15 protein-coding genes and 1 pseudogene are annotated in these 18,792 nt (G+C 58.2%); 4 read left to right on the forward strand and 12 right to left on the reverse strand.

All coding sequences use genetic code 11. From position 1 onward, the window contains the following. From GDJ93_RS03905 to GDJ93_RS03930, 6 genes and pseudogenes are all read right to left on the reverse strand, one after another. Positions 1–225 (reverse strand): annotated as a pseudogene (locus GDJ93_RS03905) (SIS domain-containing protein); the annotation flags it as partial. A 60-nt stretch (positions 226–285) separates the two neighbouring features. Then, positions 286–1,401: an SIS domain-containing protein gene (locus tag GDJ93_RS03910; RefSeq protein ID WP_152067820.1), complete on the reverse strand. Its 1,116-nt coding sequence runs from the start codon at positions 1,399–1,401 to the stop codon at positions 286–288. Between the two features lie 193 nt (positions 1,402–1,594). Next, complete coding sequence (locus tag GDJ93_RS03915; protein WP_152067821.1) at positions 1,595–2,308, reverse strand: GntR family transcriptional regulator; 714 nt, start codon at positions 2,306–2,308, stop codon at positions 1,595–1,597. Next, complete coding sequence (locus GDJ93_RS03920) at positions 2,293–3,060, reverse strand: GntR family transcriptional regulator (RefSeq protein ID WP_138374553.1); 768 nt, start codon at positions 3,058–3,060, stop codon at positions 2,293–2,295. The genes GDJ93_RS03915 and GDJ93_RS03920 overlap by 16 nt, the downstream gene beginning before the upstream one ends. Positions 3,061–3,098: 38 nt before the next feature. Further along, on the reverse strand, positions 3,099–3,587 hold the full coding sequence (locus tag GDJ93_RS03925; RefSeq protein WP_152067822.1) for a hypothetical protein: 489 nt from the start codon (positions 3,585–3,587) through the stop codon (positions 3,099–3,101). Positions 3,588–3,835: 248 nt separating this feature from the next. Beyond that, positions 3,836–4,864, reverse strand: coding sequence for a LacI family DNA-binding transcriptional regulator (locus tag GDJ93_RS03930; RefSeq protein WP_152067823.1), 1,029 nt, complete (start codon positions 4,862–4,864; stop codon positions 3,836–3,838). A gap of 183 nt (positions 4,865–5,047) precedes the next feature. Between GDJ93_RS03930 and murB the strand changes: the two genes are divergently transcribed. After that, positions 5,048–6,010, forward strand: a complete 963-nt coding sequence (murB, locus tag GDJ93_RS03935; protein WP_152067832.1) for a UDP-N-acetylmuramate dehydrogenase — start codon at positions 5,048–5,050, stop codon at positions 6,008–6,010. Positions 6,011–6,227: 217 nt separating this feature from the next. On the opposite strand, the gene GDJ93_RS03940 is transcribed toward murB, so the two are convergent. After that, positions 6,228–7,433 (reverse strand): coiled-coil domain-containing protein, encoded by a 1,206-nt coding sequence (locus GDJ93_RS03940; protein WP_152067824.1) that lies wholly within the window; start codon positions 7,431–7,433, stop codon positions 6,228–6,230. Positions 7,434–7,699: 266 nt separating this feature from the next. On the opposite strand from GDJ93_RS03940, the gene galE reads away from it, so the two are divergent. From galE to glgP, 3 genes are all read left to right on the forward strand, one after another. Continuing rightward, a complete protein-coding gene (gene galE, locus GDJ93_RS03945) occupies positions 7,700–8,761 on the forward strand; it encodes a UDP-glucose 4-epimerase GalE (RefSeq protein ID WP_117770533.1) in 1,062 nt (353 codons plus the stop codon). A 207-nt stretch (positions 8,762–8,968) separates the two neighbouring features. Continuing rightward, positions 8,969–10,486, forward strand: coding sequence for a 4-alpha-glucanotransferase (gene malQ, locus GDJ93_RS03950; protein WP_226812451.1), 1,518 nt, complete (start codon positions 8,969–8,971; stop codon positions 10,484–10,486). A 128-nt stretch (positions 10,487–10,614) separates the two neighbouring features. Beyond that, positions 10,615–12,882, forward strand: a complete 2,268-nt coding sequence (glgP, locus tag GDJ93_RS03955; RefSeq protein ID WP_226812452.1) for a glycogen/starch/alpha-glucan family phosphorylase — start codon at positions 10,615–10,617, stop codon at positions 12,880–12,882. A 454-nt stretch (positions 12,883–13,336) separates the two neighbouring features. Here the strand turns inward: glgP and GDJ93_RS03960 are convergent, their stop codons facing one another. The 5 genes from GDJ93_RS03960 to GDJ93_RS03980 form a co-directional block, all read right to left on the reverse strand. Next, the gene (locus GDJ93_RS03960; protein ID WP_035137764.1) at positions 13,337–14,536 is read right to left on the reverse strand and encodes an ABC transporter ATP-binding protein; all 1,200 of its coding nucleotides are present in this window, start codon (positions 14,534–14,536) and stop codon (positions 13,337–13,339) included. A gap of 68 nt (positions 14,537–14,604) precedes the next feature. Next, on the reverse strand, positions 14,605–15,444 hold the full coding sequence (locus GDJ93_RS03965) for a carbohydrate ABC transporter permease (RefSeq protein WP_022095055.1): 840 nt from the start codon (positions 15,442–15,444) through the stop codon (positions 14,605–14,607). After that, positions 15,444–16,298, reverse strand: a complete 855-nt coding sequence (locus GDJ93_RS03970) for a carbohydrate ABC transporter permease (RefSeq protein ID WP_006235864.1) — start codon at positions 16,296–16,298, stop codon at positions 15,444–15,446. Before GDJ93_RS03970 ends, GDJ93_RS03965 begins: the two co-directional genes overlap by 1 nt. Positions 16,299–16,385: 87 nt before the next feature. Further along, a complete protein-coding gene (locus tag GDJ93_RS03975) occupies positions 16,386–17,702 on the reverse strand; it encodes an ABC transporter substrate-binding protein (protein ID WP_006235863.1) in 1,317 nt (438 codons plus the stop codon). 306 nt (positions 17,703–18,008) lie between these two features. Then, positions 18,009–18,728: a GntR family transcriptional regulator gene (locus tag GDJ93_RS03980; protein ID WP_035137765.1), complete on the reverse strand. Its 720-nt coding sequence runs from the start codon at positions 18,726–18,728 to the stop codon at positions 18,009–18,011. Positions 18,729–18,792 lie beyond the last annotated feature (64 nt).

The raw sequence follows: 18,792 nt of genomic DNA on the forward strand, positions 1-18,792 counted from the left end.
GACCTCGAGGTCGCGGTCGCCGAACTTGTTCATGAGGTACTCGAGCTGCATGAGCTCGTCCCAGGTGCCGCCGACGCCCATCAGGAACACGGCGTCGTAGCCCTCGTCGGCGACCTTGTCGGCGAGCGCGGTCATCTTCTTGCCGGTCTCGTAGAGCGCCTTGCCGTCCTCGAGGTAGCCCTCCTGGTCGAAATGCATGATCTCGATCTTCTCGGTTTCCTTCATTTGTCTCTCCTTTCTGGGGTTGTTTCCACATCCCCCATGCCAACGGGCATCAAAACCCGCTTACATTCCGTAACACTCAGCCGCTTTGGCCTTAAGCGCATTGACTGACTCTTCGTAGCCCTCTGCCTTGACCTCCATTTGCTTGGAGACGGCATCGAGATACGGGTGCACGTCCCATGACTTCAGACGCTCGGCGATCATTGCCGCAATCGTCTGGAAGAACACAAGATTGGGAATTGCGCTGAGCAGCGGAGCCACCTGAGGCACCGCAACCTCGTGAGCCCTACCCTTGGGATGGGCCGTGAGCAGCACCGTTTTTGTCGTAACATTCGATAGCGCATCGGCGATATTCGCAAGACGCTCCGACCCCTGCGGATCGTCGACGATAAACACCAGATAGCCCGGAACGATCTGCATCTCGGGACCGTGAACAAACTCCTCGCCCTCGTGATGCATGGCAGGAATCTTGATGGTCTCGCTCAGCTTGAGCGCTGCCTCCTCGGCAACACCGTAGTTGGGGCCGTTGCCGACGACCATGGCGGGCGTGTGCTCAGAAAGCTCGAGCATGTGTTCTTGGACATATGCCTCGGCGGTCTTGCACATCACGGCATTGGCATGGATAGCCTCGCGCAGGTCGTCAAGACGCTGGGCAACGCCCTTGGCGTCAATCGTTCCGCGCGCCTGACCGCCGTAGATACCAAAGAGCACCAGGTACTCAACGAGAACCTCAACGCCCAGAGTCACAAAGTCCACCGACTCGACGCCCACACCGTAGTCAAGAACGATGTCAGCGTGCTCCTTGATGGGCGCCTCGACGTTTGCCGTGAGCGCAACTGCAGCCATATCGTGTGCGCGCATGTAATCGAGCGCCGCAATCGTATTGGTCGAATAGCCACTCTGCGAGACGGCGATGTTGAGCGCATGCCGCGGATAGGTGTGTTCAAAATCGACGAAGGCCTCGGGCGTCACAACGGACACCTGCATCTGCAGCGCATCTTGCAGGTAATCGCGGGTGCAATCGGCGGCATGGCGCGACGAACCCGAAGCAACGACGCGCAGTGCGTCAAAAGAACCGGACTGGAAAATATCAACGAGCTGCGCTACCAGCTCAGACGAACGCTCGAGGTTCTCCCCCATGCGCACATGGGCAAGCTGAACGTAATCGAGCATCTTCATCGTCTCACCTCGTTACAAATCATTAGTATTTGATACCAATCACAGTTACAGGTTACGGCTTTTTGATACCTCTTTGTCGATTAATTTATCCCCTTCGGCGAACGGTCGATTTTGAGCCCTGTAAGGTTGTATATACAGCTGACCCAACGATCAAAACTAGTTAGTTTCCCAACCGTTATTCACAAAACACCAGCTAGTACGTATAGGTATATCCACCCGCATCACCGCGGTTAAACGACTTGACGTACTCGATCGCTTGGCCGCTCGCATCGAAGCTTACGCACTCCAGCGTCAAGGCAAGATCGCCCTGCTCCAGTCCAAGCAGGCCGGCATCTCGTGCGCCCAGCGCTTCGATATTGAGCTTTTCCTGCGCCATGACTGGCTTTCGGCCCAGCATCTCATAGGTCTCGTACAAACTGAAGACCGACACGTCAATATCTTCGATGGTTGGGAACAGCAGGCAGGGAATCAGCGCCGTCTCAATCGATACGGGGCTACCGTTTATGCAGTTCAGGCGTCGAATGGAATAGAGCAGGTCGTCCTCGGCGATGCCAAACAGGTCGGCGTAGTATGGCCCCGCATAACGCTTGGAACGCGCGAGAATACGGACGGACGGTTCGCCGCCCGAAGCACGGACCGATTCACGGAAACCGCCCGTGCGTTCAAAAAAAGCAGGTACTTTCTGTGCCACAAAGGCACCTTTTCCCCGAACACGGCGAATCTGCCCGCGACGAACCAGCTCATCGACAGCGCTTCGGATGGTCAAGCGTGTCGTACCAAATTCCTCGGCGAGGTCTTTTTCGGACGGAATCATGGAACCCGTGGGATATATACCGCGCTCGATACGTTCCTCGATGCGGCGTCGAATGCGCATATAGACCGGGGTGGCATCTACTGTTTCAGCCATTGTTCACCTGCCACGCTCCTCATGCCGTTCTCTTCGCCGTTATCGGCAAAGCGGAACTTTGTGGGCAAAATCACAGACTTGCAATGCTCCACAAAACGCATGTCCTTATCCAATTCGATCGTGCTCTCATAGAACACCGGCGTTCCCTCTTCTTGCTGGAGCAGCTCGGCCTCTTCGGCGTTCAAACGCGAGATGGAGATATGCTCACGTCCATGCTCAACACGCACGCCACCTTCTTTGAGCAAGACATCGTAAAGGCTCTCGCACTCAAAATCGTGCTCGATAAGCGATGGGCACAGGGACAGGTTAACGTGAGCCGTCTCGATTGACGCCGGCTCGCCCTCAATAAGTCGAACGCGCTGCATGCGAAGCAAAGGAGCGCCTACGGACACCCCAAGCTTGTCGGCAAGCGCCTCATCCGCCTCGATAGTCCCGGTGGAAACCAGACGAGAAGAGGGGTGCAGGCCGGCAGTCCGCACAGCATCGGAGAAGTTATACGTTTCCTGGAAGATGTTCAGCGGCTTGGGAGGACACACATACGTACCCGATCCGCGACGGCTCTCGAGCGTTCCACACGAGATGAGCCGCGTGATACCGGCACGCAACGCCGTACGCGAAACGCCAATCTCTTCGCACAGCACGCGCTCGGCCGGCAGGCGATCACCGCCGGCAAGCTGATGGTGCTGGATATACCAAAGAATTCCCTCAACAGCACGATCTTTGGGGGGAATTGCATAAGATTCGCCTGCCATTGCACAGACTCCTCATTCAGAAACGTATGCCGCCAAAATTAGGCCAGCCCTCCCATGGCATCAAATTCGGCCTTGATCTTCTCGGCGACATTCCGATACGACTTATATAGACTTGAATCGCGTTTAACTTCGTCGGTCATAACGGGAATCTCTAATTTGGAAACCTCGTCTTTTCCCGTCTGAACCGCCACAACAACGCCCATACCAAGACACATATTACGCTTGGCGGCATTCATTTTCGCCGCCTTGGCAGGATTTGCCAGGATACGCTGGGCAAATTCCTGTTTTGAGACCACTTCCTCGGCCTCCGGATCGCCCGCCTCGGCCACTTCGCACTGCAACACGTCCGCATAGTCAAAAATCTTCGGCTCGCCGCCGCGCTGATGCACGGCCCACTTGCGACGCGTGGCATCCTGGTAGATAGCCGGCAAAAACGTAAACCGCGGCGGGTCCAAAATCGTATCCGTGATGGTAAACACATCGGGATCAAAGGCATCCTGCGGGTTTTTCTTCTTGAACAGCCCCATATCAGCCTCCCGTACTAGCATTAAACAACTCAAGCCGAATATAGCACCAATTTCAAGCTCATGCTTTAGTAGATCGGTGCGCGGCGTCTATGGCTCGCCCAGCGGAAGAGCTTACGGACGAGGGCCGGGGTGCCTGCTTTGTTTTGAGAGGTGGGCTTCGCGAACTTCTCAAAACAAAGCAGGCACCCCGGCCCCGCCGGCAAATAGCGGACACTCCGCATGCAATCTATGCAAACAAACAAGTGCGCTTAACTATATTCGGTAAGGTCAAGCACACTGCCCTTCACGATAAGCGCCGGCTCCAGAACGACCTCTTCGGCACGTCTACTGCCCCTACCGGCAAGACGCTTGGACATGCAGCCAAAAGCATGCTCCGCGAGGACACCAGGATCCTGCTCAATGGCGGTCAGCGCTGGCTCAAAGAGAACGTCGGCGGCCGAGTTGTCATAGCTTACGACCGAGATGTCGCCCGGGATGCTCTTCCCCATCTCGTGCAAGCGCTTGAGCAAGCCGAGGGCAATGTTGTCCGAGCTTGCGAACACGGCAGTGGCGTCGGTTGCGAGCACCGCCTCCGAGGCCTCGTAGGCGCTCGGAATGTAGTACTCGCTCTCAAACTCCAGGCGCGCGTCGATGGGCAGTCCCACCTCGCGCAGTGCGCGCTCATAGCCAGCAAGTCGCTTGCGGCCCGTATTGGAGCGACGCGCGTTAACCAGACAGGCGATGCGGCGATGACCCTGCTCAATCAGATACCGCGTGGCCATGTAGCCGCCCATCTCGTGGTCGAACATCACCTTGTCGCACTCGAGCCCCTCAATGGCACGGTCGACCATCACGGCAGGGATAGGCAGATGGCTGACCTCTTCGCGCAGGGCACGGTCGTCCGAGAACTCGTCGCCTACCACCAGGAAGACACCATCGACGCCGCGCGTCACCAGCTGGCGCAGCAGTTCCAAATCGTCATCGGCGCTTCCACCCGAGCTGGTAATAAAGAGCGCGTAACCGTCCTCGCGGCAGCGCTTTTCCAAGCTGCCGGCAAGCGAGGCAAAAAAGCGGCTCTCGATGTTGGGAACGATAAGGCCCAGTGTGCGCGACTCGCGCATGACCAGGCTGCGCGCGATCTGGTTAGGAACATAGTGGTTGCGCGCCGCGACCTCCTTGATGCGCTTGCGGTTTTCTTCCGAAATGCGACAGGGCCGATTATTGAGAACAAGCGAGACCGACGAAGGAGAAAGCCCCACCTCCTGGGCGATCTGCTTGAGGGTGACTTTGTTGGCCATCTCGCTCCTTTCGGGTTTACGCGCAATCTCTTGAAAGTATAGCGACTGCCCATCTACCTCGGTGATAAACACTTTACCAATCCGGTGGACGGCTGTTTTATCGCCGCCAGCGCACCAAATCCGTCCAGGTGGGGTATATTGCAATCGATTGATGACAACGACCACCAAAAGGCGGATATTCGCATGCACGAGAACGACTTTTTTAACGAGGACCTGCTCTGCGCGCTCGCTGGCGTTGCCGGCGAGGACAACGTACTCATGAGCGAGCCCATGCGCGAGCACACCACGTTTAAGATCGGCGGCCCGACCGATGTCTTTGTCACACCCGACACCGAGCAGGGCCTCGTCGCCACGCTCGATACCTGCTATCGCTGCGATCTGCCACTCACCATCGTGGGCAACGGCTCCGACTTGCTCGTTGGCGACAAGGGCATCCGTGGTGTCGTCGTGGAGCTGGGCGAAGGCCTCTCCGACATCACCGTCGATGGCACGCACGTCACGGCGGCAGCCGGTGCGCTGCTTTCGGATGTTGCGGCCACGGCAGCCGAAGCCTGCCTCACCGGCATGGAGCCCATCTCGGGCATCCCCGGATCGGTCGGCGGCGCCTGCTACATGAACGCCGGCGCCTACGGTGCCTGCATGGCCGATGTTTTGGAGTCCGTGCGCGTCTATAAGCCCGCCCGCGCGCTCGACGACGGCACCCGCGGTAGCGGCAGCATCATCGAGTTCGATGTCGACGAGCTCAATCTGGGCTATCGCAAGAGCCGCATCGCCGACGACGGCTTCATCGTGCTTTCGGCCACCTTCAATCTCGCCCCGGGCAACGCCGCGATGATCAAGGCCGACATGGACGACTACCGCCAACGCCGCGAGGACAAGCAGCCGCTCGACATGCCGAGCGCCGGCTCCACTTTCAAGCGCCCCGAGGGCCACTTTGCCGGCAAGCTCATCATGGACGCCGGGCTGCGCGGCCACGCTGTCGGCGGCGCCCAGGTGAGCGAAAAGCACTGCGGCTTCATCGTCAACGCCGACCACGCCACCGCCGCCGACGTCGACGAACTCATCCGCCACATCCAAGCAACCGTCAAAGACCAATTCGGCGTAGACCTAGAACCCGAAGTCCACCGAGTAGGCGAATTTTTATAAAAAGAAGGCCCCAAAAGGGGCCTTCACCATATTTATTCAGATAACCCAGTCCGGTGTGTCGTGCTCAGGACCCGTGAGGGCCGGGACAGTCCGAGAGGCATAAGGTTGATCGCGAGTTCCGCACGAGCCGGAGAGCACTTAATGTGCTCTCCGCGCGAGCAGGACTGCCCGAGCAGGCAACCTTATGCCTCTCGGACTGTCCCGGACCAAGCCGCAGCTACGACAGCGCAATACCGCCAAGCCAGCCCCAGCGCACGCCAGAGCCAGTGCCGTAAAAGCTAATGAACGAGTCAAGCGACCTCGACGTGATGGCGCCCTCGTTACTCATAACGATGCCGCCGCCAACATAGATGCCCACGTGTCCGTACAGCAGACCCGGCATACCGGTGCCACTGTGCGACGAGTCGGCCACGATCATGCCCACCTGCAGCGCCGAACGATCGGAGCTGTAACACCAGGCGTTAAACATGTCGCACGCGTTGCCGCCAAAGTAGCCCACGCCGGCGTTGCGGAAGACGTTGGTGACCCAGGCGGCGCACCAGTTCAGGCCAGGCGAAGGCGTGGAGTAGCATGCGTTGACGACAGCCTGCTGCTTGCCCGAGCCGGCATTCTGTTGCGGATTTCCGGGCGCATACGATCCGCCACCCGAGCTCGAACCACCCGAGTAGGAATTGTTCTTGTTTGCGGCAGCCGCAGCAGCGGCAGCCTTCTTGGCAGCCTCCTCAGCCTGGGCGGCAGCGAGAATCTCGGAATCGCGCTGGGCCATGAGCTCCTTGACATCGTCGGAGAGGCCGTTCAGAACCGTCTGGACCTCCTGCTGCTTGGCCTGCATGTCCTGCATCTGGGCAGTCTGCTGGTCCTTAAGCTTCTCCAAGTCGGCTTTTTGCGACTCGAGCTCGGACTTCTGCGTATCGAGCTCTTTCTGGATGGTCTGGATATCCTCGATGGCGTCGCGGTCGCTCTTGTTGATCTTCTCAACATAGTGCGCATTGGCGACGAGCTCCTCAAACGAGCCCGAGGCGAGCAGCAGCGACAGGATGTTGGTGCCGCCCGACTTATAGCTGGCGGAAACGCGATCGGAAAGATCGCCGCGCTTCTTTTTGAGCTCGGCCTTCTTTTCGTCAATCTGCGCCTGCGTGCTGTCAATCTGGCCCTGTACGCTCTCGATATCGTTGAGGGTCTGGGCGTTCTTGTTGGCCAGCGCCGCGTATTCATTTGCGATGCTGTCGAGCTGGGCCTGGACCTCGTCAAGCTGAGCCTGAGCCGCATTGAGCTTGTCGGTGGTTTCCTTGGTGGCCTCCGCAGCATGGGCGCGAGCGGGCAGACCAAAAAGAACGGCTGCAGAAGCGGCGCCGAACAAGGCCTTGAGGGCAGTGCGACGCGAAAGCTCCTGGGAAAGGATGGAATCGCTGTTTGGTGACATATCTACTCCGTTACATGTTTATTTATATGTCGCTCAACTCATACATATTAGCGTACATCCGACGCGTCCCAACGATTTCCACGAACGGCAGCAAACCCCATGGTCGGCGGCTCGTATGCAAACGTTAAAGTCAAGGTTATACCCACGCCAAACATTTCCATGAGTACGTTAGCATGTTCGTCTGCTTTTCCTGCCCTGCACGTTTTGGGTGCCCCTGCCTGCGCTATACTCCCTCAGGAAGTGTTCCTGATTCGATAGGAGACTACATGTCCAAAGCACTCGACCCCAAAGACACCTGCGTCCTCGTAACCGGTGGCGCCGGCTTTATCGGCTCGCACACCGTCGTTCAGCTGCTCGAGGGTGGCTACCAGGTCGTCATCGTCGACGACCTCTCCAACTCCAGCGCCGTCGCCGTCGACCGTGTCAAGACCATCGTGGGCGACGAGGCCGCCAAGAACCTCACCTTCTACGAGGCCAACGTGCTCGACCGCGATGCCATGAACAAGATCTTCGATACCCATCAGATCGACCGCGTCATCCACTTCGCCGGCTTTAAGGCCGTCGGCGAGTCGGTGAGCAAGCCCGTCGAATACTATCACAATAACATCGAGAACACCCTGGTGCTCGTCGACGTTATGCGCAACCATGGCTGCAAGTCCATCATCTTCTCGAGCTCCTCGACCGTCTACGGCGATCCGGATAACCCGCCCGTCACCGAGGAAGACCCCAAGAAGCCCGCGACCAACCCCTATGGCTGGACCAAGTGGATGATTGAGCAGATCCTTATGGACGTTCACACCGCCGATCCCGAGTGGGACGTTGTGCTGCTCCGCTACTTCAATCCCATCGGCGCCCATCCCTCGGGCCTGATCGGCGAGGACCCCAAGGGCATCCCCAACAACCTGGTGCCCTATGTCGCGCAGGTTGCCGTGGGCAAGCTCGAGGCCGTTCAGGTCTTTGGCAACGACTACCCCACCCCCGACGGCACCGGTGTGCGCGACTACATCCACGTGTGCGACCTGGCATCGGGCCATGTGGCCGCTCTCAACTGGATGAACGGCAAGACCGGCGTCGAGATCTTCAACCTGGGCACCGGCACCGGCACCTCGGTGCTCGAGGTTGTCGCAGCCTTCTCCAAGGCCTGTGGCAAAGAGCTGCCCTACGTGATTCGCGAGCGCCGCGCCGGCGACATCGCCGCCAACTGGTGCGACGCTTCCAAGGCCGAGCGCATGATGGGTTGGAAGGCACAGTACGACATCGCGGACATGTGCCGCGATAGCTGGAACTGGCAGAGCCACAACCCCAACGGCTTCGCCGACGCCGAGTAGCAAAAACCTACATACCGTTCTTGCCCCGATCTCACGATGTGAGACCGGGGCTTTTTCATGGCATGTAACCATTCGCCGAAAATCGACCAACTTTTTTATCTTGCCTATACATGTTTAAACAACATGTATACAATAGGTGTATCGAATCAGAACATCGGAGGCGGACTGCACACCCATCGGCAGGCCGACCCCACAACAAGAAGGTTGGTGAGCGCATTCATGGAGCGTGCAAGCGGCGTCCTCATGCCCGTCTCATCTCTGCCCGGACCATACGGAATCGGCGGCTTTGGCTGGAATGCCTACGACTTTGTCGATTTTCTCGCCTCGTGCAAACAACATTACTGGCAAATCCTGCCCCTTACGACGACCAGCTATGGCGATTCGCCCTATCAGTCGTTCTCGGCCCGCGCAGGCAACCCCAACTTGATCGACTTTGCCGAGCTTATCGAAGCCGGCTATCTGGAGCAGCGTGACATCGACGGCGTCTTCCTTGGTTCCGACCCCAGCAACGTCGACTACGGTGCCATCTTTGTTGGCCGCCGTCAGATTCTCGATCGAGCCGCTGAGCGCTTTGCTGCCGACAAGCCGGCCGATTTCGACGACTTTATCCAGGCAAACGAGGACTGGCTCATTCCCTACTGCGAGTTTATGACCGTGAAGGAGGAGTGCGGACTCAAAGCCTTTTGGGAGTGGCCCGAGGAGCTCCGCCGCCGCGGCGAGGCATCCAGCAAGGTCTGCGCCACCCATCCCGAGCGCATGCTCTACCACCAGATGACGCAGTATTTCTTCGATCGCCAGTGGAGCCGCCTCAAGGCCTATGCCAACGAGCGCGACATTCTCATCATCGGCGACCTGCCCATCTATGTCTCGCGTGACTCCGTCGAGATGTGGGCGACGCCTGAGCTCTTTAAGATCGACGCCGCCGGCAATCCCGTGAGCGTCGCCGGCACGCCGCCCGACCAGTTCTCGGCCACCGGCCAGTACTGGGGCAACCCCATCTACGACTGGGACGCCATGGAGTCCGACGGCTTCTCCTGGTGGGAGGGCCGCATTCGCGCCGCCCTCGACATGTACGACGTCATCCGCCTGGATCACTTCCGCGGCTTCGAGGCCTATTGGGAGGTGCCGTTCTCCTCGCCCGATTCGTCCTACGGTTCGTGGACGCAGGGTCCCGGCCTCAAGTTCTTCAAGACGCTCGAGGAAAAGCTCGGCACGCTGCCCATCATCGCCGAGGACCTGGGCTTCCTCACCCCCGGCGTCATCGACATGCGCGACAACTCGGGCTTCCCCGGCATGAAGATCCTGCAGTTTGCCTTTGAGGGCACCAACTCGTACTACCTGCCGCATAACTACATCGCCAACACCGTCGCCTATGTGGGCACCCACGACAACGAGACGGCGCGCGGTTGGTTTGAGAGAACGGCCACCCCGCGTCAGCGCGAGCAGGCAGCCCTGTACACCCATCAGCAAGCCGGCGAACCCATGGCAGATGCACTCAATCGCACCATCGCCGCCAGCGTGAGCGACACGTGCATCTACACCATGCAGGACCTGCTCAACTTGGGCAACGAGGCGCGCATCAACACCCCTGCCACGCTGGGCGGCAACTGGACCTGGCGCATGCTCGACGGCGCCATCACCCGCGAGCTCGAGCACAAACTCACCGACTGGACCGAGACCTACTTCCGCATCCCGTCGGAAGCCGAAATCGAGCTTCCTCAATAGGAGCCACCGCGCCCGACCCCTCCCCACCGTGCGGACGCGCTTGCTTTTCCCGCGCGAGGCCACCCCAATCCCCTCGCGCGGGCTTCTTATGAATTGCAGACATGAAACAACCCATCACAGGAGAAAACATGCCCCGAATTAACCTCATGGAACTCGCCGAGCAGTCTTTTGGCACCTCGCTCGAGCAGCTCGACGACCGTCGCATTTACAAGCTGCTGGTCAAACTCGTGCAGGAGCGCTCCGCCGCCCGCCCGCTCAACAACGGCAAGAAAAAGCTCTATTACATTTCCGCCGAATTTTTGATCGGCAAGCTGCTCATCAACAATATGATCGACCTCGGCATCTACGACGAGGTTAAGGACCAGCTCACCGCCGCAGGCCACGACCTCAACAAGATCGAGGAGTTCGAGGTCGAGCCGTCACTCGGCAACGGCGGCCTGGGCCGCTTGGCCGCATGCTTCCTGGATTCCATCGCCACGCTGGGCTTGACCGGCGATGGCGTGGGCCTCAACTATCACTACGGTCTGTTCCGTCAGCGCTTTGTCGACAACCAGCAGAAGGCCGTCCCCGACGAGTGGCTCGGTGAGCAGGACATCCTAGTCGACGATGACCGCTCCTACACCGTCGAGTTCGGCGATTTTGCCGTTACTTCCAAGCTCGTCAACATCGATGTGCCCGGTTACGGCCAGCCCACCAAGAACCGCCTGCGCCTGTTCGACCTGGCGAGCGTCGACGACGGCCTGGTCCCCGGCAGCTCCATCGACTTCGACAAGACCGAGATCGCCAAGAACCTCACCTTGTTCCTCTACCCCGACGATTCCGACGAGCAGGGCCGCCTACTTCGCATCTATCAGGAGTACTTCATGGTGAGCAACGCCGCCCAGCTCCTGATCGACGAGGCCGTCGAGCGCGGCAGCAACCTGCACGATCTGGCCGACTATGCCGTGGTCCAAATTAACGACACGCACCCCACCATGGTCATCCCCGAGCTCATTCGCTTGCTCACCACCGAGCATGGCGTCGAGTTTGACGAGGCCGTGACCATTGTACGCTCCATGGTCGCCTACACTAACCACACGATTCTTGCCGAGGCGCTCGAGAAGTGGCCGCTCGCCAGCCTGCAGAAGGTCTCCCCTGCCATCGCCGACATTATCGTCAAGCTCGATGAGATCGCGAAGGCCGAGCACGATGACCCGCGCGTCGCCATCATCGACGAGCACGACACCGTCCACATGGCCCACATGGACATCCACTTTGGCTTCTCCATCAACGGCGTAGCCGCCCTCCACACCAAGATCCTGGAGGACACCGAGCTTCATCCGTTCTACGAGATCTATCCCAAGAAGTTCTCCAACAAGACCAACGGCATCACCTTCCGCCGCTGGATCCATGGCGCTAACCCCGCGCTCGCCAGCCTGCTCGACGATGTGATCGGCACCGACTGGCGCAGCACCGGCGATCTGAGCAAACTCGCCAAGTTCGCCGACGACAAGGACGTTCTTGAGCGCCTGGCCGCCACCAAGGTCGAAGCCAAGGCCATCATGCGCCAGTTCATGGCGCTCGAGCAGGGCGTGACCATTCCCTCCAACGCCATCATCGACGTCCAGGTCAAGCGCATCCACGAGTACAAGCGTCAGCAGATGCTCGCGCTCTACATCATCTGGAAGTACCTCGATATCAAGAACGGCAACAGACCTAAGCACCCCGTCACCATCATCTTTGGCGGCAAGGCGGCGCCTGCCTACACTATCGCGCAGGACATCATCCATCTGATCTTGACGCTGTCGCAGTGGATTGCAAACGACCCCGACGTGGCTCCCTACCTGCAGGTCGTCATGATCGAGAACTACAACGTCACCGCCGCCGAGCGCGTGATCCCCGCCGCTGATATCTCCGAGCAGATCAGCCTGGCCTCCAAGGAGGCGAGCGGCACCTCCAACATGAAGTTCATGCTCAACGGCGCCCTAACCCTGTGCACGCTCGACGGCGCCAACGTGGAGATTGCCGAGCTCGTGGGCGACGAGAATATCTATACCTTTGGTGCCTCGTCCAAACAGGTCGAGCAGCTCTATGCCGACGGCACCTATGACGCCGGTGTGCTCTACCGCAAGCCCGGCATTAAACTGCTGGTGGACTTCATCACCAACCCGGCCTTTATGGCGACCGGCAACGTCGAGCGCCTGCAGCGCCTGCACGATGACATTAAGGGCAAGGACTGGTTTATGGCCCTGCTCGACATCGAGGAGTACATCCAGACCAAGGAGCGCGTGTTGGCCGACTACGAGGACCAGGACGCCTGGATGCGCAAGACGCTCATCAATATCGCCAACGCCGGCACCTTCTCGTCTGACCGCACGATCTCCCAGTACAACGACGAGATTTGGCACCTGAGCTAATTTCGCTTCCCTTACCCATCCTCTTGAGAAACGGAGTCGTGGCAACACGGCTCCGTTTTTTGTGCCCGCACGTTACCCTGCGACCCAACTCGGCCAAACAATCTCGATCTGTAACAACTACTCGGTAAAAACGGTCCCAGCTGTTACAGATTGAGACATACCGGCCCCCCTTGGGTCAATCTCGATCTGTAACATCTAGCAGCTGAAATTCACCTTTGGTGTTACAGATTTAGATGAAATGGTTAGCTCAGCGGAACCGTCTCGATCTGTAACATCTAACGTCCGAAATCGGCCCTACCTGTTACAGATCGAGACAAACGACCGGTCAGACAGTCCCAACACAAAGAAAGGCTCCCCTCTCGCCCAGTGGACGGGAGGGGAGCCTTATATGTGACCGCGGCAAAAGGATGGCAATACCGCAGTCGCCCAAAGGAAGGGCCTGGTTGCACCGGGCCTAGATAAGGTTCTTGCCAGAGACCTTATCGAAGAGGTGGGTCGCGTTCTTCTCGAACTTGAACCAGATGGTGTCGCCAGCCTTGAGCGCGCCCTTGGCCTCGAGGTCGACGACGGGGATAATCAGGACAAACTGGCCGTCGGGAGCGGTCACGTGGACATGCTCGGTCGAGCCCATGAGCTCGGTCACCTCGACGGTACCCTGGAGCGCGCCCTCCTCGCCCTTGTCGGCAAGCAGGATCTGCTCGGGACGCACGCCGGCCGTAATCTCCTTCACGTCGCCGCCGTCCCAGTTGAGGGCAAGCTGAGCGCAAGTCTCGGGGGCGAGCGCCACGTTCATATCCTCGGTCTTGACGGTAAAGCCGTTGCCCGAGCGCACCAGCTGGGCATCGAAGAAGTTCATCTGCGGCACGCCGATGAAGCCGGCGACGAAGATGTTCGCGGGATGGTTGAAGACCTCCTGCGGCGTGGCGATCTGCTGGACAACGCCGTCCTTCATGACCACGATACGGTCACCGAGGGTCATAGCCTCGGTCTGGTCGTGAGTAACATAAATGAACGTGCCCTTGATCTCGTGGCGCAGCTTAATGAGCTCGGCACGCATCTGGTTACGAAGCTTGGCGTCCAGGTTGGACAGCGGCTCGTCCATCAGGAAGACCTTGGGGTCACGCACGATGGCGCGGCCGATAGCGACACGCTGGCGCTGGCCGCCGGAGAGCGCCTTGGGCTTACGGTCGAGGTACTCGGTAATGCCCAGAATCTCGGCAGCAGAGCGAACCTTGCGGTCGATCTCGTCCTTGGGAACCTTCTTGAGCTCGAGCGTAAATGCCATGTTCTCGTACACCGTCATATTGGGGTACAGAGCGTAGCTCTGGAACACCATGGCGATGTCGCGGTCCTTGGGCGCCACGTCGTTGACACGCTTGCCGTCGATGAGCACATCGCCCGAGGTAATGTCCTCCAGGCCGGCGACCATGCGCATCGTCGTGGACTTACCGCAGCCAGAGGGGCCAACGAGGACGACGAACTCCTGGTCGTGAACGGTGAGGTTGAAGTCCTCTACAGCGAGCACACCGTCCTCGGTAACCTTGAGGTTGTGCTTCTTCTCCTCGGTCTTCTTCTTTTTGCCAAAGAAGCCCTTCTTTTTTGACTCGTTGTTGGGATACACCTTCTGAACATGTTTGAGAACGATCTCGGCCATGTCTCTACCTTTCGATATGCGGCGCCGCGCTGAGGGGCGCCGCAGAAACTTGCAAAACAGTTACGGCATCAGCCCTTGACGGCACCTGCCACCACGCCGTCGATGATGTACTTCTGACAGAGGATGTACATGATAACGATGGGGATAACGACCATCATGATGCAGGCCATCATGGGGCCGAGCTCGACGTGGCCGTAGCCGCCGCGGAAGTACTGGATCAAGATAGGAATGGTCTTGTACTTGGTGGAGTCGAGCGTAAGGTAGGGCAGCAGATAGTCGTTCCAGACCCACATGGTCTCGAGGATGCCGACCGAAAGATAGGTGGGCTTCATGATGGGAAGGACGATCTTAAAGAACACCTGGACCGGGTTGCAGCCATCAATCATGGCCGCCTCCTCGATCTCGAGCGGGATGTTCTTTACAAAACCGGCGAACATAAAGACCGCCAGGCCCGCGCCAAAGCCGAGGTAGATAAAGCAGATGTTGAACGGCGTGTTGAAGCCGATGCGGTCCGCCAAATTGGACAGCGTGAACATGAGCATCTGGAAGGGCACGACCATCGAGAACACGAACAGGTAATAGAAGAAGTTCGAGATCTTGTTGTTGACACGAACCACGTACCAAGCGCACATGGAGCAGCACACCAAGATCAGCACGACCGACGTGACCGTGATGATGAGCGAGTACATAAATGCCGAGGCAAAGCCCTGCTCGTTAAGGGCGTGCATGTAGTTTGCGAGGCCGTTGAACGTCTCGGGCGTGAGCAGATCGAATGCCGTGGTGGTGCTGATTGCGGTCGCTTTCTTAAAAGAATTAAGCGCAATCATGAACACGGGGTAGATCCACGCGAGCGACAGGATCGTAAAGAAAATCGAGAGCGCGCGGTTGATAACCTTATCGCGTTTCATTACTGCTGCACCTCCTTGGACCTCGTGGCCTTAAGCTGGATCATGGAGATGGCCACGACCAGGATGCAGAAGATAACCGCCTTGGCCTGACCAATGCCCTGCCATGCGATACCGGCACGCGAATAGAACGTGTTGTAGATGTTCAGGGCGAGCATCTCGGTGGAGTGCGCGGGGGCGCCGCCGGTAAGGGCGAGGTTCTGGTCGAACAGCTTAAAGCCGTTGGTGATGGACAGGAACAGGCAGATGGTGATGGTCGGCATCAGGTTAGGGATCTTAACCTTCCAAAACGTCTGCCATGCCGTAGCGCCGTCGACCTTGGCGGCCTCGATGTAGTCGGACGGAATGGACTGCAGACCAGCGATGTAGATGATCATCATGTAGCCGACCTGCTGCCACAGGGTCAGGATGATAAGGCCCCAGAAGCCAGCAGCAGAGTTAAGGGCGATGAGCTGGGCGCCCACGTTGGAGAGCAGGCAGTTGATCAGAATCTGCCAAATGTAGCCCAGCACGATGCCGCCGATCAGGTTAGGCATAAAGAAGATCGTACGGAAGATGTTGGTGCCTTTGAGCGCCTTGCGGGTGAGCGCCTGCGCAATGGCCAGGGCGATCACGTTGATGAGCACCGTCGACAGGAAGGCAAACGCCACGGTAAAGAAGAACGACGTGGAGAACTGCGGATCGGACAGCGCGCGCACGTAGTTCTCGATACCGACAAAGTGCGCGTTACTAATGATAATAAACTGGCAGAACGAGAGATAGAAGCCCTGGATAAAAGGGATCACGAACCCGATCATAAACGCCAGGCACGTGGGCAGCATAAAGAGCGGCCACCAGCGCTTGAGTGCTTTGCCCATAAAAGGGTCCTTTCAATATGCAGGGGGCGGGCAAACCAACGTCTGCCCGCCCCCTGTCGCTAATCAGATAGCTTGGGCAGCAACTGCTTACTCGGAAGCGGCCTTCTCGGTCTTCCAGCCATCGACGAAGGCGTTCTTGACGCCGTCCCACTTGCTGTTATCGGCAGCGTAGGCAATCAGAGCCTGCTTGAGGTTCTTCTTCCACTCCTCGGAGGGAATGTAGACGAAGTCCCAAGCGACGGTCTTCTTGCCGTCCTTGGCCATGGCAACGGCCTGCTGCGAGAAGACGTTGGTGGTCTCCTTGGCGCTCTTGAACGGAGCGGTCAGACCCATCTTGTCGGCGATGATGCTGGTCGGGGTGTCAGCGGTGACGCACCAATACATGAAGTCCTCGGTGGCCTTCTGGGCATCCTCGGAAGCCTGGGAACTGACGCACCAGTAGTTCTCGCCGCCGGAGCACAGGCCCTGGTTCTCCTCGCCGTCAACACCGATGTAGATCGGCATCATGCCAATCTGATCGTCGGTCATGCCGGCCTTGACGAGGTCAGAGTAGGCCCAAGAGCCGTTCTGGTAGAAGACGGCCTTGCCGGTTGCGAACTCGTTGGTGGCGTCGTCGCCGGTCTTGGAAGCAAGCTGCGAAGGATCGCAGGTGGAGTCGGTGATGTACAGGTCGAAGATCTGCTTGTAGTTGTCGAGGAACTCACCCTTGATCTCGTCGTCCTCCTGGTTGTGCTCCTTCTCAAACTCGTAGTAGAGCGGCATGTTGGCAAGGTGGGTGGTGTAGCGCCAGCTAGAGGAGTCGTCCATGCCGGCGGAAGTGAAGGCACCCTCGACACCAAGCTCGTCCTTGCGGGCCTGGATGTCATCGGCACAAGCCTTCAGCTTGTCGAAGGAGTTGATGTCCTCGGCCTTGTAGCCAGCCTTCTCGAGCAGCTGCTTGTTGTAAATAATGCCGAAGCTCTCCTGAACCCAGTCGATGCACACATCCTTGCCGTCGGACTGCAGAGCCAGGGAGTCATCAATGAGCTCACCGCGGAGCTTGGTATCGGACAGGTCGGCGCAGTAATCCTTCCAGTTCTTAAGACCGGTGGGGCCGTTGACCTGGAACAGGGTCGGAGCGGAGCTCTTGGACATCTCGGACTTGAGCTTCTCCTCGTAGGTGTTGGAGGCAGCGGTCACGATCTTGACCTCGACGCCCTTCTCCTTCTTATAGGCCTTGGCGATCTCCTTCCACTCCTTGTCGACCTCGGGCTTGAATTGGAGGAAGTAGACCTCGGCAGCGTCACCAGAAGCGGAGGAGCCGGAGCCGGCAGAACCACCGCAACCCACGAGGCCCAGACCAAGAACTGCAGCCGCGGAACCAGCAAAGCCCAGGAACTGCCTTCTGCTCATTTCGTTCTTCATTACAATCCACCCTTTCACACCGTGGCGGCACCCTTTGCCGCCGCCTTCGGAGATTGGCTCGGGGACTTTGCCCCTTTTGCTGATTTGAACGATACGCTATTTGGCTAGTTGTTTGAACAAGTATTACTAGAGCGGTAGAAAAACTTCGGTGAACGGTAATTTCAACTTGATACTTGACAAGTTTTGTATAAACAATTATTTGTTATCGAATGCAGAGAAAACGCCCGGTCAAGCCGATGTACCGTCGGTTTGACCGGGCGTTTTCTCTTTGAGGCCATGAGTCTCGTCAGGCTGCGAGCTAGCCGGCTATCGCTTGGAATTGACGCGGTAATGGAAGATCTCGGGGTGTGTGCGAGTGTGCGTCACCTCAAACAAGATGCCATCCGAGGTGTACGACTGACTCTCCATGACGGCAACGCAGTTATATTTGCCGAGGTCAAGATAGCTGCAGTCCTCATCGTTGGCGAGCTCGACACTCACCGTACGACGGCTCGCCATCACTTTGACACCGCGCTTGTGCTCCAGATAGCCGTAAATAGAATCTGCCGCGATCTCGGGAGTCAGGCCCTTGGCGATCGACGCCAAAAAATAGCCATGGTCCACTTGGCGCGCGTTGCCGTTGAGGCTTCGGACACGCACTACGCGAATCAACTCCTCGCCCACCTTAAAGCCCAGGTGACGAGAGAGTTGCTCGGTGCAAACCAGATGTTCGAAAGACTTAACGTCCGTCGATGCAACGGCATTGTTGCGCTTTGCAAACTCGCCAAACGACTCAACCTCTTCGAGTGCGCCCAACATGTCGGTTTCGCCCTTAAGCCAAATAACGCGCACGCCCTTGCCGTGTATAGGCTGCACAAACATCCCGTCGGCCAGCATACCCAAGGCGCGACGGACGGTATTGCGAGTGCATCCGAACTCCGCGGTCAGCTCGGCTTCGGTTGGCAGCATCTCCTGAAACGCATAGGTCCCATTAATGATGCGCGAGCGTATTTCTCGGTAGATTCCTTCGTATATCGCTTTTGGCATTGTTTCACCTCTACATTATTCATTTCCGGCTAGGCACGATAGCATTTCTTAAAGTTGTTTAAAC

This window comes from Collinsella aerofaciens (genome assembly GCF_902501475.1).
Lineage (GTDB): Bacteria > Actinomycetota > Coriobacteriia > Coriobacteriales > Coriobacteriaceae > Collinsella > Collinsella aerofaciens_AL.

Bases quoted from the DNA above. Each gene is read 5' to 3' on its own strand.
- GDJ93_RS03915 (WP_152067821.1), bottom strand. From the start codon at position 2,308: ATGGCTGAAACAGTAGATGCCACCCCGGTCTATATGCGCATTCGACGC.
- GDJ93_RS03970 (WP_006235864.1), bottom strand. From the start codon at position 16,298: ATGGGCAAAGCACTCAAGCGCTGGTGGCCGCTCTTTATGCTGCCCACG.
- GDJ93_RS03980 (WP_035137765.1), bottom strand. From the start codon at position 18,728: ATGCCAAAAGCGATATACGAAGGAATCTACCGAGAAATACGCTCGCGC.
- GDJ93_RS03920 (WP_138374553.1), bottom strand. From the start codon at position 3,060: ATGGCAGGCGAATCTTATGCAATTCCCCCCAAAGATCGTGCTGTTGAG.
- GDJ93_RS03960 (WP_035137764.1), bottom strand. From the start codon at position 14,536: ATGGCCGAGATCGTTCTCAAACATGTTCAGAAGGTGTATCCCAACAAC.
- GDJ93_RS03930 (WP_152067823.1), bottom strand. From the start codon at position 4,864: ATGGCCAACAAAGTCACCCTCAAGCAGATCGCCCAGGAGGTGGGGCTT.
- GDJ93_RS03925 (WP_152067822.1), bottom strand. From the start codon at position 3,587: ATGGGGCTGTTCAAGAAGAAAAACCCGCAGGATGCCTTTGATCCCGAT.
- galE (WP_117770533.1), top strand. From the start codon at position 7,700: ATGTCCAAAGCACTCGACCCCAAAGACACCTGCGTCCTCGTAACCGGT.
- GDJ93_RS03975 (WP_006235863.1), bottom strand. From the start codon at position 17,702: ATGAAGAACGAAATGAGCAGAAGGCAGTTCCTGGGCTTTGCTGGTTCC.
- murB (WP_152067832.1), top strand. From the start codon at position 5,048: ATGCACGAGAACGACTTTTTTAACGAGGACCTGCTCTGCGCGCTCGCT.
- GDJ93_RS03910 (WP_152067820.1), bottom strand. From the start codon at position 1,401: ATGAAGATGCTCGATTACGTTCAGCTTGCCCATGTGCGCATGGGGGAG.
- GDJ93_RS03965 (WP_022095055.1), bottom strand. From the start codon at position 15,444: ATGAAACGCGATAAGGTTATCAACCGCGCGCTCTCGATTTTCTTTACG.
- glgP (WP_226812452.1), top strand. From the start codon at position 10,615: ATGCCCCGAATTAACCTCATGGAACTCGCCGAGCAGTCTTTTGGCACC.
- GDJ93_RS03940 (WP_152067824.1), bottom strand. From the start codon at position 7,433: ATGTCACCAAACAGCGATTCCATCCTTTCCCAGGAGCTTTCGCGTCGC.